The organism is uncultured Campylobacter sp. (assembly GCF_938017775.1).
Lineage (GTDB): Bacteria > Campylobacterota > Campylobacteria > Campylobacterales > Campylobacteraceae > Campylobacter_B.
In genome coordinates, this window is sequence record NZ_CALIIU010000019.1 from 41,738 (window position 1) to 54,994 (window position 13,257).

The 13,257-nt window shown below is 49.5% G+C and carries 15 protein-coding genes and 1 pseudogene; 11 read left to right on the forward strand and 5 right to left on the reverse strand.

The annotated features are described in order from the left end of the window. Positions 1–488 precede the first annotated feature (488 nt). A complete protein-coding gene (locus Q0537_RS03290) occupies positions 489–734 on the forward strand; it encodes a hypothetical protein (protein ID WP_299225068.1) in 246 nt (81 codons plus the stop codon). A gap of 136 nt (positions 735–870) precedes the next feature. Further along, positions 871–1,173, forward strand: coding sequence for a hypothetical protein (locus Q0537_RS03295; RefSeq protein WP_299225070.1), 303 nt, complete (start codon positions 871–873; stop codon positions 1,171–1,173). Here the strand turns inward: Q0537_RS03295 and Q0537_RS03300 are convergent. From Q0537_RS03300 to Q0537_RS03310, 3 genes are all read right to left on the reverse strand, one after another. Further along, positions 1,105–1,785 (reverse strand): sulfite exporter TauE/SafE family protein, encoded by a 681-nt coding sequence (locus tag Q0537_RS03300; RefSeq protein WP_299225072.1) that lies wholly within the window; start codon positions 1,783–1,785, stop codon positions 1,105–1,107. The genes Q0537_RS03295 and Q0537_RS03300 overlap by 69 nt on opposite strands. 116 nt (positions 1,786–1,901) lie before the next feature. After that, a complete protein-coding gene (locus Q0537_RS03305; RefSeq protein ID WP_297997407.1) occupies positions 1,902–2,585 on the reverse strand; it encodes a hypothetical protein in 684 nt (227 codons plus the stop codon). Between the two features lie 636 nt (positions 2,586–3,221). Continuing rightward, on the reverse strand, positions 3,222–4,646 hold the full coding sequence (locus tag Q0537_RS03310) for an SPFH domain-containing protein (RefSeq protein WP_299225074.1): 1,425 nt from the start codon (positions 4,644–4,646) through the stop codon (positions 3,222–3,224). Between the two features lie 159 nt (positions 4,647–4,805). On the opposite strand from Q0537_RS03310, the gene Q0537_RS03315 reads away from it, so the two are divergent. The 5 genes from Q0537_RS03315 to Q0537_RS03335 all read left to right on the forward strand — a co-directional run bounded on the left by Q0537_RS03315 (position 4,806) and on the right by Q0537_RS03335 (position 7,383). Then, positions 4,806–5,825 carry an ABC transporter substrate-binding protein gene (locus tag Q0537_RS03315; protein ID WP_299225076.1) on the forward strand — a complete coding sequence of 340 codons (1,020 nt, stop codon included), beginning with the start codon at positions 4,806–4,808 and terminating at the stop codon, positions 5,823–5,825. Between the two features lie 90 nt (positions 5,826–5,915). Further along, a complete protein-coding gene (locus tag Q0537_RS03320; RefSeq protein WP_299225078.1) occupies positions 5,916–6,074 on the forward strand; it encodes a hypothetical protein in 159 nt (52 codons plus the stop codon). A 117-nt stretch (positions 6,075–6,191) separates the two neighbouring features. Beyond that, complete coding sequence (locus tag Q0537_RS03325; RefSeq protein WP_299225080.1) at positions 6,192–6,755, forward strand: isoprenylcysteine carboxylmethyltransferase family protein; 564 nt, start codon at positions 6,192–6,194, stop codon at positions 6,753–6,755. A 70-nt stretch (positions 6,756–6,825) separates the two neighbouring features. Beyond that, entirely contained in the window at positions 6,826–7,056 is a 231-nt protein-coding gene (locus tag Q0537_RS03330; protein WP_299225082.1) for a hypothetical protein, read from the forward strand. Between the two features lie 132 nt (positions 7,057–7,188). Next, on the forward strand, positions 7,189–7,383 hold the full coding sequence (locus Q0537_RS03335) for a hypothetical protein (protein ID WP_297989700.1): 195 nt from the start codon (positions 7,189–7,191) through the stop codon (positions 7,381–7,383). Between the two features lie 240 nt (positions 7,384–7,623). On the opposite strand, the gene Q0537_RS03340 is transcribed toward Q0537_RS03335, so the two are convergent. Further along, positions 7,624–8,991, reverse strand: a complete 1,368-nt coding sequence (locus tag Q0537_RS03340; RefSeq protein WP_299225084.1) for an SH3 domain-containing protein — start codon at positions 8,989–8,991, stop codon at positions 7,624–7,626. A 56-nt stretch (positions 8,992–9,047) separates the two neighbouring features. Between Q0537_RS03340 and Q0537_RS03345 the strand changes: the two genes are divergently transcribed. Both Q0537_RS03345 and Q0537_RS03350 read left to right on the forward strand, forming a co-directional pair. Beyond that, the gene (locus Q0537_RS03345) at positions 9,048–10,385 is read left to right on the forward strand and encodes an AAA family ATPase (protein ID WP_299225086.1); all 1,338 of its coding nucleotides are present in this window, start codon (positions 9,048–9,050) and stop codon (positions 10,383–10,385) included. Between the two features lie 8 nt (positions 10,386–10,393). Then, the gene (locus Q0537_RS03350) at positions 10,394–11,359 is read left to right on the forward strand and encodes a DUF3137 domain-containing protein (RefSeq protein ID WP_299225088.1); all 966 of its coding nucleotides are present in this window, start codon (positions 10,394–10,396) and stop codon (positions 11,357–11,359) included. A gap of 46 nt (positions 11,360–11,405) precedes the next feature. Here the strand turns inward: Q0537_RS03350 and Q0537_RS03355 are convergent, their stop codons facing one another. Continuing rightward, entirely contained in the window at positions 11,406–12,284 is an 879-nt protein-coding gene (locus Q0537_RS03355; protein ID WP_299225090.1) for an aminotransferase class IV, read from the reverse strand. An 83-nt stretch (positions 12,285–12,367) separates the two neighbouring features. On the opposite strand from Q0537_RS03355, the gene Q0537_RS03360 reads away from it, so the two are divergent. Together Q0537_RS03360 and Q0537_RS03365 are read left to right on the forward strand one after the other, a co-directional pair. Beyond that, positions 12,368–12,874, forward strand: a complete 507-nt coding sequence (locus Q0537_RS03360; RefSeq protein WP_299225092.1) for a hypothetical protein — start codon at positions 12,368–12,370, stop codon at positions 12,872–12,874. A 139-nt stretch (positions 12,875–13,013) separates the two neighbouring features. Next, a pseudogene (locus tag Q0537_RS03365) lies at positions 13,014–13,257 on the forward strand (amino acid ABC transporter substrate-binding protein); the annotation flags it as partial.

Sequence of the window (13,257 nt, forward strand, 5' to 3'; positions counted from 1 at the left end):
AAAATGCCGTTTATAACGAAATTTTAGAATATGGGCTATGTATATTTTCTGGGGCGAGGCTCTGGATACACCAAAATAGGGGCGAAAACCGAGCTGCAAAGACGCGCGGAGTTTGAGCAAAAATTTAAGGCTTGCAAACAAAAGGCGCGGGAAATTTTAAATTTATAGATATCGCTAAAATTTTACTCTTTACGGCGAGCTAAATTTAAAATCGTAAATTTCTACAAAAAAGCAAAGAGGCCTTAAAATAGTAAAATTTAGGTCGTAAAATTTTACGCATTTTTCTACTTAAAATTATCACACTCTTTTTTAAATATGCGCTTACGCCGCTGCGTGCGTATCGCAACTAAAATCGGCTAAATTTTAAAAGCCCGATTTGTGCTTGCGGCGACGAGGCGCGTAAAACGCTGCAGATATTAGAAAAATATCCGTAAATTTAGCCGAAATAAAGTAAAATTCGAGCTGTAAATTTAGCAAAAGGAGCGATCGTGGAAAATTTATTACTAGCGCAGCTGCGCGAGGTACTACCGCAGGGTATGCGCGTGCCAAGCGAGATCCAGGCGCTTTATGCGTGGATCGAGGCAAACGGCTTTTATGACGACGTTGGCGGGCGTAGACGCGCTATCTCTACCCACAGGATCGGCTGCAGCAGAGTTGGAGCGACGATGAGCGCGAGGGCGGCACGGACATCGTATTTTTCACGGATGAGCCGAAAAATCGCGACGAGGAGCTAAGGTATTGGTTTTACGGCGAGGATCGCGAGCTTGCCGCGGAGATCAAGCATCGGCTTTGCGTATTCGCAGGCAGCGGCTCGGAGGGCTCGATGTGCGCGCTATGGCTGGATGATGCGGGCGAGACTAGACCCGGCACATGGGATCGGGTTCGGGCTCGACGATGACCTGCGTTTTGGCTCATAGCGGGCTTGATTTTTTGCGATTGCTTGCGATCGGATACGATGAAATCTGCTGGGACGAGGATTTTAGCGCGCCGCCAAACAGCGACGACTTTATCGTGCATCCAAACGTGAAATTTCAGCAGTGGGTAATAGAGACGTTTAAAACGACGATCCCGCAAACCGCGCTTGAGCTCGTCACGCCCGCGCATCTAGACGACGAGAACCCGAGCGATGAGTTTCTTGTGCGAGGTTTTGACGCCCGCATAAACGCCCGCTAGCGAGCCGACGCCGAGTAACGCACCGATTTCGTAGTGCACGAGTCTGTGCGCGGAGAGGCTAATAAAACCCGCACTTGAGGAAAATATCACGAAAAACAGCCCCGTGCTGACGGCCTTTTTGATGTCGTAGTTTAAAAAGCTGATCAAAATAGGCATCACGAATACCGCGCCGCCGATACCCACGCTGATCGCCACGGCGCCGACGAACAGCCCCACGATAAAGAGCAAAATTTTAGATTCGTTGGTCTCGCCCGCGGGCTCGGTCGGGGTTTTAAAGAGTTTGATTAAATTTATGATCTGCACCAAAATAAGCGTGCCCAGAAGGAATTTTGAGGAGAAATAGCTTACGATAAAGCCGCTGCTAAGCGCGCCGCAAAAGCCTCCGAGCCCCAGCACCAGCGCGGGCGCGACGTCTAGCATTTTGCTTTTAAAATTTACGAACGAACCGAAGATCGAGCTAAAAATCATCTGCATGATGCTAATGCCGATGGCGTACTTGACATCGTAGCCGAAGAGCATCATCACGGGCACCACGACCGTGCCGCCGCCGATGCCGAAAAATCCGCTGATAAAGCCTACGCAGGCGCCAATTAAAATGTATTCAAAAAACATCCGTATTCCTTATTTCAGCCCCTTTGGTCTCTCTGAATTCCGCTTTTGCGGCTCGTCATTAAAATTTACCACTTGCAAGCCTTTAAATTTAAGCGCGAATTTAGCAAATTTAAGCCTTATAGCCGTTTTGCTTCGCGCATCCATTCGCGGTATTGCTCGCGCGAAATTTTTACGTTTTCATATCGTAAGGTGTCCGCGCGAAAGCATTTCAGGCTCAGTTCATTATCCTCAAAGCCTGCAAAATCAGCCTGCTCATAGATGTCGTAACCGCCCTGCATGCAGTCTAAAACGTCTGCATATCTCTGCTCTTCACTCATCGGCTCGGCAAAGCTTACCAAATGCACGTCGTTTGGAGCACCCCAGTAGCAGCCGCTCGCGGCCAGCGCGTCCCAACCCCGCAGATAGTGCACGCCGTCCCAAATGAAGCTCTCCTTGCCGTCTAGCCAGGTGTCCGGCACGAAGCGCATGATCTGCGCTGAGGCTAGATCAAGCACGCTGTAGCCGTATAGATCCTGACGAAAAACGAGGTAAAATTTGCCGTCTGCGTGGCGGATCAGGCTAAAAAATTCCGCCCGATCGTCTATACAGCGCCAGCTTTTTATCTGCGTTTTGTGAGTATCAAACAGCGTGTATTCGCCGCCGCTGAAGCTTGTCGCGCCGAGCCTATATGCGTCCTTTACGATCTCATATCCGCCGCTTAAATTTATCGTTTGACGCCGGGTAAAATTTCGCCCCTCGAAAAGAGTTTCTGCCTGCCTGATGCGCGCTCGGTACTGCGCGGAATTTACGGCGTTTGCCATCGTGCGCTCCTTAAAATTTTATGCAGACGGGTTAAATTTTGCGCTGCCGCCAACAGCTCGCGCTTCTTAAATTTCATGCGAACCAATAAATTTAGCCTCGCAGGCGGCAAAATTTGACCGATAAACGGCAGAGCTCAAGCATTTGACAGCAACCGATAACCGCTAAGCGTAGTCTATGACAGGTAGCTGCGCGTCCTAAATTTTACTTCGCCTTGCGAATTTTTAAAATTTACGCGCAGTTTCGGCGCCCTGCGAATACTTGCGATACCGCGCCGTTTTTAATGCTCGCTCACGAGAGCCTGAAATTTTACGAGCGTTTGAAATTTCACAGCGTTTAAATTCCACGATATTTAAAATTCTGCAGCATTTTAAAATTCCACGACGTTTTAAAATCCCACGAAAATCCGAAATTCCGCGAGTATTTGAAATTTCGCAATCTCTAAAATTCCGCCAGCGCCTTAAATTTTATCTAATGCGGACAAGCAAACCGCGCAAATAAACAGACTGCCAAAACAAGCAGACTACTCAAATTTGCTCGCCTGCGCGGTGCCGCTAGCGATTACTCAAATTTACTCTCCCCTGCAACGCCGTTAGCGTATAAATTTAAAATTTTACTCGCCCGAGGCGCTGCGAATATTACTCGGATTTGCCCTCTTCTTTGGCGCCCGAAATTTTATCCAGCACCTTTTTGCCGACCTCGCTTTGATTTAGCGCTTCGAGCATCGCGGCTAGCTGCGTGCCGCCCTTGGCGCTTAAAATTTCGCCGAATTTACTCATCCCCTCGCCCACGCTACCTTCGTTTGCGATGATCTTAAGATCCGCCGCGCTTAGTGCCTTGGCCTGCTCCAGACCGATGTCGCGGTTCGCTTCGATCTGTTTGATCGAAATGAGATAGGTCTGATATCCCTGATTTTCGCCGATCTCACGCGCCAGCTCGATCTGTGCGTTTACGGGCGCGAGCTCTTTTAGCCTAAGCGCCTCGGCCTCCGCAGAGCCTATCTTTAGCGTACCCTGCGCTTCTTTGTCCTTCATCTCCAAAAGCGCCGCGGCGGCGAGAAATTGCTTCTCTTTGTCGCCCTGCGCCACTAAAATTTGATTTTCCTTGATCGCTTCGGCGTCGCGGATTTTGGCGTTTTTGCGCGCTTCGGCGTCGATCTCGATCTTGCGCTGCTCCTGCTCGGCTTTTACGATCTCCACTTGCTTTTTGATCTCGGCCTGCTTGACGTCGTTCACCCGCACGACCTCCATCGCCTTTTCCTGCGTGATCTTTTGCTGATCCTTGATGAGCTGCTCGGCCTGCTCCTTTGAGATCGCGACCTCTCGCTCGTTTTCGACGGTTTTAAGGCCTACCATCTTATTGGCTTCCTGCTGGCGCACTTCGGTTGCTTGCGCGGCTTCGATCTCGGCGATCTGGGCGAGCTTGGTGTTGTTTGCGACCTCTACGCGGCTTTCCTTTTCGATCTGGGATTTTTTCTTCTCCATGATGTTTAAGATGACCTTGCTGCCGCTGCTATCGCGGATATCCATGAGCTCGATGTTTTTAACGGGCTCGATACCCCAGTTTTGCAGCTGCGTCTTTACCGCCTTGGTAAAATCGTCTCCGAGCTCGGAGCGGATCTGCAAGATGTCCTCAAGCACGCGGCTCGAAAGGATCGAACGAATGGAGCCTTGAATGATATTTGTGAGCTGATTGTTCAAATCTTGAAAATTATTGACGCGTTGTGCGGCTAAATTTGAATCCACGATCCTAAAAAACGCCGTAATATCGACTACGAAAGGAAGCCTGCCCAGATCATACGCCTCATAATCCTCGATCTTGATGCTAAAGACCGAGACCGGCAAAACGATCTTCGTAACGCCCAGCGCCGGCACCCAGCTCGGGAATTCGTAGTAGCTGTTGCCGTTGCCGGTATCTTTGCCATAGCTCGTCGTCTTGCGCGCGCTTTGGACGATATGCACTTCATTCGTCTCCACTATGCGCCTGAAAAACAGAGGCACGATGATAAAAAGCGCGATTAAAACCCCAGCGGCGGCGCCTATCAAATATAAAATTTCACCCATTTTCTCTCCTTTAAAAATGCTAAATTTAAAATGGATTATATAAAAATTTACTTTGAAAAATAATAAATAATCGCGGCGATAGCGGTTAAAATTTACGCAATTTTAATGAGGTTTTTTGTAATATCGCGGCGTATATTTCAATGCCCTTTAGGAGAAAAAATGAAAAAATTTTTACTACTGCTTTTAGCGGGTGCGCTTTTTGCGAGCGCAGCAGAGCTTAGAACTATCAAGGATATGGACGGAGCTGAGGTCAAAATCCCCGCAAAAGTTGAGCGTATCGCTGCACTCTGGCACTCGAACAATCAAATTTTACTGGCTCTGGGCGGAGCGGATAAGATCGTCGCTACCACCGATAATATCAGCAAAAACGCATGGTTTCTTAAAATTTATCCGCGCCTGGCACAGATCCCAGTACTGCTAAAAAATAACGACGTAAATTTAGAGGAGCTGATGAGCCGTAACCCTGACGTAGTCATCGTCTCAACCGCATTGGCAGGCGAAAATTTAGCTAAGCAGGGCTTTACCGTTTTAAAGGCGTCCTTTAGCGATTACGAGCAGATGAGGCGTAGCATCAAGATGTGCGGCGATATGCTAGGCGGCGACGCGCCGCAAAGAGCGAAGGATCTGATCGCAAATCTCGATAAAAATATAGCTTTGGTTAGCGGCCGCACCGCAAATTTAAGCCCCGACAAGCGCCCGCGCGTCCTTCACATCGTAGGCGGGAGCGATCTTTTAAAGATCGACGGCAAGGGCACGCTGATCGACTCGTGGATAGAGCTGGCCGGCGGAACGAATGCGATCACCGCCACGAAAGGCCCGATGAAAACTATCACCGCCGAGGAGATCATCGCGAGCAACCCGCAGATCATAATCGTGGGCGGCGATCACAACGAAGATGCGGTAGAGAAGATCAAATCAAGCCCGGTTTACAGCGGCACGGATGCGGTCAAAAACGGACGCGTTTACGGCAATCCGCGCGGAGTTTTCAACTGGGATCGATACGGCGCGGATACGGTGCTTCAAATTTTATGGGCGGCGAAAACTATCCAGCCGGAGCTTTTTGCCGACATCGACATAAAGGCCGAAACGAAGGCGTTTTATAAAAAATTTATGAATTACGAGCTAAGCGACGCGGAATTTGGCTATATTTTAAAAGGACTTAACCCGGAGGGCAAATAAGACGCAGCACCGAACGAAAGACGTCGGCGCCGCACCCAGTAGGCAGCATCCGTGCCGAATCTCTCATCAGTGGCGGCACATCGGTACAGAATGTTTCATCGTGCGACGCACATCGGTGCCGAGAAGACCGCCATTTTACCAGCGCCGAAACCTCTTTCAACAAATAGCGCCAAGCAGGCCGATACCATATACTTCATCAAAGCGGCATCGGCGGCGGGCGGCGTACCTAGCAAAGAGCGCGCTGAATAAGCGGTGCGAGGCGGAATAAAATTTAAACCCGCGGCGGGTGAAAAAGGACAAAGCAACGACAAGCAAACAAGGGCAAAACAAAGCTGCAAGATAAAATTTAAAGCAAAGGGAGCGGTCATGGAAATTTCATTTTTTACGACTCTTGAGCCTTCTCTAGCGGGCGCTTGGATACCCTCATTTGCGATGGTGCTGATACAATTCGTATATATGTTTATCTATAAAGAGGTCGGCAAGCGCGCCACCGATACCTCATGGTACACGCTCGCGGATAAGCGAAATGCGATCATAAGCTCGCTGCTGCAAGTAGCGCTGCTCATTTTATCGGTCTTCGTGCCTCTTAAGACGGGCAGCGCGTGGTTTTGGATCGGAGCGGTGATCTATGTAGCGGCTTTTGCGGGCTTTATCAAAGCCTTTTACGACTATGCGGCAGCCCCTGCGGACAGAGCCGCACAAGGCGGCATCTACTGCCTATCGCGCAATCCGATGTATTTCTTTTATTTCCTCGGCATGGCGGGCGTTTGTATCGCCTCGGCGTCGCTGTGGCTACTCATAGTGATAGTGCCCTTTGCCATATACAACCATCTCGTGGTCCTGGGCGAGGAGCGCTACTGCGAGCAAGCCTACGGGCGGGAGTATTTGGAGTATAAACGCAAGACGCCGAGATATTTTTTGTTTTTCTAAGGGGAGGGTAAAACCTAGGGCATGCCGCAGCCCTAGACGTTTTATAAAATTTTGGCACTAAGGAGAGAGTATGTTCGTAAGGAAAAATTTGGCTCTCGTCGCCGCTTTGTTTCTAGCGTTTTGTCTAAATGCCGCCGCGGGCGAGCCGAGGACGGTTAAAGATATGCGCGGAAATGTCGTCGAGCTACCGGAGAAAGTAAGCAAAGTAGCCTCGCTTTGCAACGCGAATAACCAAATCATCCTCGTAGGTGGCGCGGAGTTTGGATACATACTGCACGGCCTGGGTCCGGACGGCAAATGACGCACGCTCCCGCTTGCGGCGAAAAATAATAGCTTCGGCTGAAGTCTGGGTGCGTTTAGAGCCGTCTGCACATTTAGCGGAAAAGCGTTTCTTAAAATTTTAAGGGCCGAACGAATGAAATTTTAACAGCGAATGAAATTTTACCGGGCTCGCGACGGCTCCTTTAAAATTTCAAACGAAATTTCAAAGCAAAATTTTATTGGCGGCGCAAGGGCGCGCATATTGGCGATGAAGACACGAAATGTAAAATTTAGCGATGCGCCTAGTAGGCACGACGAAACGACAAACACATCGCTAGTAAGAAATACGCAAGAGGCGATGTTTTAGACGAAGCGATTTGCAAGGGACGGCGGCGAGCGCGCTTATACCCGCGGGCCTCTATCCATAGCGGCGAGCAGTTCGCAGAGAAGATATACGCAAGCAACGCGCCGCTTTCGATAGCGGCGACGGCTTGCACTCATATTTGCAACGCGCGGTCCGCTCTTTTTACATGCATCCGGTTCTCGTCGTTGCTTTTTTCAGAGGCCATCGCCCATAGCCCGCTCTCTATTTTTTACGAGACAGCGTTTAATTCGCACCGAAATCCGCAGAGCCAAACTGATCGTCCAAAACGCCGTCTTCCTCGCCCGAAAGCACGCTCATCGCGCTGATACGCGAAATCAGCAGGCGATCCTCGGCGATGTCCGCGCGATCCGAGCCGATAGTAAGCGACGTAATCGCCGTACGTCCGATGACCGCGCGCCCGCCATCCATCGTACGAAGCCCCCAGATATCGTGCAGCACCGCCGGCTTGCCGTCCACCTGCCCTACGTAGAGCATCACGTGGCCGGGCATATACAGCAGGGTTTTATACGCCACGCCGTTTTTGCCGATGAGCTCAAGCTTTTCATCCGCGCTCATCCCCGCCAGCGAAAAACGCTCGCCGCGAGCCGATTGCGCCTTGGAATTTCGCGGTAGCCACAGCCCGAAATTTGCCAAAAAATCCTTCGTCATAAGCGAGCAATCGCGAAGAAATTTATACCCGCCCCAGCCGTATTTCTGCCCAAGCAGGCTAGCGGCTACGATCTTTGAGTTTTGCTCATCAAGCGGCGCGGGCCAAAGCCTCGCATCCTCCGCGCTAACAAAATATCTCCTGCTGCCAAACTGGGTTAAAATTTCGCCGCTAAATACGCTCAGTACGCCGAGCGTGCCGCCAAGATCGCGTTCGCCGCTAAAATCATACGGCAGGATCGTGCCTGTGCGCGCCCTAAAAAGCTCCACGCCGTTTTCGCCATAAATGGCGGCGCCCTCGCGCAGGATCGTTATAAATTTAGAATTTGCGTAGATATCCGCCTGCTGAGGACTAATGCGCTTTATCGCGTCGCTTCTGATCCAGCTCCAGACGCCGTCGTTGCGCACGAACGCCCACGCGCCGTCTCTGCTGTAATGCGACAGCAGCAGCGGATAGCCCATGCCAACGGCGGAATTTGCGGCGTAATCAAACGGCTCGCCCTCCCCCGGCTCGCTCGGATCGCCGAAAATCGGCAAGTCGCTTGGGATATTTCGCAGCAGCGCATTTTTTACCGTTATAGCGGGCTCGGAGATCAGCCCGAACGCCTCTTCATTGGCGTTTATACGAATGCTTTGATAGATCGCATCGTCGTATATCCTGCCTGCGGCGTCAAAGTGGCGCCCCCTGGCGTAATTAAGCCCCCAAAACGTATCGATCTCCACCTTCACGGGCGCATCGTCAAACCAAATTTTAAAATAGCGGCTCTTAAACGCTTTTCCGCTTATGTTTTGCACCGACGCAGGAGCGGGCAGCCGCTCGCTGTTTTGAGCGTATTCAAGATCCAAAATAGCGGGATTTTCCGGGATAAACTTGCGCGGGCCGACGGTTTCGCCGCAACCTGCAAGGATTAAAGCCGCAAAGATAAGAGATACTAATCGTTTCAAACAAAATGCCTTTTAAAAAATTTTGGCTATAATTTTGCCAAAAAATAGGAAAAAACTTGATAAATTTCATCATCCAGAAGCTAAAAGATCGCAATATTTTCATCACGGGCGGCGCAGGCGTGGGCAAAAGCTACGTAATAAAAGAGCTCATCGAAAACTACCGCGCTCGCGGCAAGCTCGTCATCGTGCTCGGCAGCACCGGCATCAGCGCCGTAGAGATCGGCGGCGTGACCGTGCATAGCTTCTTTCGCTTCGGCATTTGCAAAAACCACGAGGAGCTAAAGGGCTTCGATCGCAAACAAAGCGGCAAGCTAAGCGAGCTGCGAAAAATTTTAGCCCTCGCGGATCTCATCGTGATCGATGAAATTTCGATGATCGGCGCCGAGCTTTTCGAGATGATCTATCTTAGAATTTCAAATTCTAAATTTAACGGACGGCTGCTCGTTACGGGAGATTTTTATCAGCTTCCGCCGGTGCGCAAAGAGGGCGAGAGCGCGCCGCGCGCGAGCCTATTTAGCGACTCGGATTACGCCTTCGGCTCGTATGCGTGGAGGCAGTGCGAGTTTTTTTACGTCGAGATGATAGGCTCCAAGCGCACGGCAGATGCGGCGCTATACCGCCTGCTTTGCGAGCTGCGGCTCGGCATCACGAGCGAGCAGACGGCGGAGCTGATGCGATCTTTGCTCATCGATGCCGCGCAAGCAGAACCAGATGCCACGATAATCTCGGGCAGAAACGCCGAAGTAGATGCGATAAATAATGCCAGATTAGCCAAGCTTAATGCGCCGCAAAGCAGCTTCGAGGGCGTTTATGAAGCGCTGCAAAGCGGAGTGAGCGAGCAGAAAATTCAAAAATGGATCGCCTCGCTAAACGCGCCGCAAAGTCTGACGCTGAAAGAGGGCGCGAAGGTGCTGTTTACCGCAAATAAAAGCGGCGAGTTTTTTAACGGCGAGCAAGGCGTCGTCGAAAAGATCGAAAAAAGCTCCGGCGGCGAGATCGAAAGCGTGGTCGTAAAAAAGCCCTCCGGCATACTAAGCCGCGTGCAGCTGCAAACCTACGAGCTAAGCGAGATCGCCGCAAGTGGCGCGGATGCCGAGCAGATCGTGATGGCGCGGTATTATCAGTTCCCGCTCAAGCTCGCATACGCCATCACGATCCACAAATCCCAAGGCATGAGCATCCCGCAGCTCATCTGCGACATCAACAGGATCTTTGCCAAAGGGCAGCTCTACGTGGCGCTTTCGCGTGCGACGAGCCTTGCTGGGCTTGGCGTGATATATACGCGCGCGGAACCATTGCTGCGGTATTTGCAGCGCAGCGCAAGCGCAGACGAGGCTGTGGTGAAATTTTATCAAGAGAATGAATTTTATAAAATTTCGGATCAAAAAATTTAAGGAAGCGCATGCAGCTAGAAAGAGCAATAGCGCTAAGTAGAGCCAAACAAAAAAAGTGTATTTGCAAGGTAGTGATGATCTATGCCAAGATAGCATTTTTATATCTGTTTCCATTTATAGTGATGTTTTCGATCGATGCGGTATTTAAAACAAACGACGATACGGATTACGAGATGATCGAAGTCTATCTTATCTACGCGGTGCTTTTGATTATTTATGTTGCTTGCATTTACGACGGCATTGCGGACGCCGCTTATGAATATAAACTATTTTACAAAAAAGTTTTGGTACGCACGGCGATCTCACAGGCGTATCCGCAGCTTACTTATTCGCCAGGACGTGGCATAAGCGCGAAGGAATTCAGGCGAGCGGGAATCTTTGCAAACTCCGATTTTATCAGCGAAGATGAGATAAAAGGCGAATGGGATGGGGTAAAATTTAGCTTCAGCGAGGCGATTAGAATCAAAAAGAACTACGATCTGGGCGTAGACAATACCTATGTGAAGCTAGCTTCGCTTGCAATGAGCTTATATGATGCATATATGGATTTTAGCGGCAGCGTGCTGATATGCGAATTCGGTAAGAGATTTTACGCCAAAACCATCTTGGCGAGCCGCGAGCTAAATACAAAAATTTTAGGCGAGAAGGAGCTAATGGACAACGTCATTTTTAATAGTGAATTTCGCGTGTTTGCCGACGACAAGGTAGAAGCTCGCTATCTATTGACGCCTGCGCTGATGGAGCGACTAAACGAGCTAAAGCGATACTACCATAAATTTAGCATAAGCGCGGCGTTTATGGATAATAAATTTTACCTATTTCTAAACGGCGCGCCGAATCGCTTCGAAACAGAGCTATTTAGCATACCTCCAACAACCGGAACGGCGTATGCTCATCAATACGAACTGGCTGAGATTTTAGAATTAGTAAGCGAGCTGGGTCACATAACCGGAGAGCTAGAAAGCAAAATTTAATCAGCCCGTATCGTTTAAATTTAACGGGCTAAATTTGACCGCCCTATTACAGTCCCGCTTCGGATCTTAGCCGCGCAGCATACATCTCGCGTAGGCGCGGTACGTATTTGCCGACTGTGCCGCCCCCGATCGCTCTGCCGTCAGCTTTTACGATCGGCAGCACCATCAGCGTCGCCGCGCTGATAAAGGCTTCATCGGCTTCGTAAACCTCGCTCATTCCAAACGCCCGCTGCTGCACGCTAAGCCCCGCCTGCTCGGCAAGGCCTAGGATCACCTTGCGGCGGATGCCCGGCAGTATGTCGTTTGAAAGCGGCCGCGTGATAAGCACGTCATCTTTGATGATAAACGCGCTGGAGCTCGAACACTCGGTAACAAGCCCGTCCTCGATCAAAAAGCACTCATAAGCACCCGCCTTGTGGGCCTCGTGCTTTAAGATACACTGGGCTAAAAGCGAGATCGATTTTATATCGCGTCTGTGCCAGCGGATCTCTGGCAGGCTCACGATCTCGATACCCTCTTTTGCGAGCGGATTATCAAAAATTTGCGTATGATAGACGAAAGCAAATACGCTGGGCTCTATGCCGCGGACGTAATCAAAATCGCGCATCGCCGCACCTCTTGTGATATGGGTGTAAAAAGCGCCCTCGCTCACGCCGCCCTGCGCGATGAGCTCATATAAAATTTCCTCATATTTTTCGCGAGAATATGGAATTTTCAGCTCGATCTGCGCGGCGCTGCGCTCAAAGCGCTCCCAAAAATCCGCCCTGTCGCAAATTTTAGAATTTACCACGGGGGCTACCTCATAGATGCCGTCTCCAAGCACGAAACCGCGATCAAAAGGGCTTATCGCCGCATCCCTCGCCGCGCAAAACTTGCCGTTAATATAAACTATCTCATCGCCGCTCATTCCGCTGATTTCAAACATAATCGCTCCTTGAAATTTCGCACTATTTTATCTTATAACAATTTAATTTAAGATATAATGCCGCAAAAATCGAAGGAAACCCTATGGATAAATCAAATTTTAAAGATAGGCTTTTAGAAATTATGTTTCATGTATCGCATAAACCCGTGCTCTTCCGCGATCTGCTCGAAGCCAACGCCGAGTTTAACGACGGAATGCTCGTCGATCCTTCGAAGCTAAATTTTAAATTTAACTACGGCAAATCCTACGTGATCTTCGCCTGCTTCGCATTCGTCTGCGTAATGTTTTTGATAACGCTGACGCACGCGATGTTTGAAAAGATCGACTTTCACTTCTCCATTTTATTTACGATCATAGCAACATCTGCGGTTTTTATCGGCTTTGATTGCTTTAAGGCATGGGCTAGAAAAAAGCTTACTCACGAGCTCATCAAACGTGCTTGGGCGAACCATTTCCTATACTTTCCTTACGAAAAATACAGCCGCATAGTCGAAAATATCTACAACGAAGCGATCAAAAGCGACATACCAAGGCGCGATCTGGAGCAATACGTGCTAAGCAAAATCGTAGAAGTTGGCGAAAAGCTATAAATTTACTATCTAAATTCCAATTACTGCGAGAGAATGCGCATAAACACACATTTAAGCAATTGCTATTTGAAAACTATTAGCACAAATAACAGTTTTATTTTGATATCATTATATAAATTTCAAAGAAAAGGAGCAAAAAATGAAGTTGTTTTTTGCATTATTTTTATTTTGTGCGGGGCTTTTTGTAAATAGCCTTGAAGGCATTAAACAAAGCGGCACAATCAGAATCGGCGTAAGAGAGGGTCGCCCACCGCTTAGCCAATCCAAGAACGGCGAATTTGAGGGGTTTGAAATTTCGTTAGCAAGAGCGCTTAGTAAAAGCGTATTTGGCGAAGGGCGCGGTAAGATAGAATTTATCCCCGTCACGGCAGGCGAACGCATAC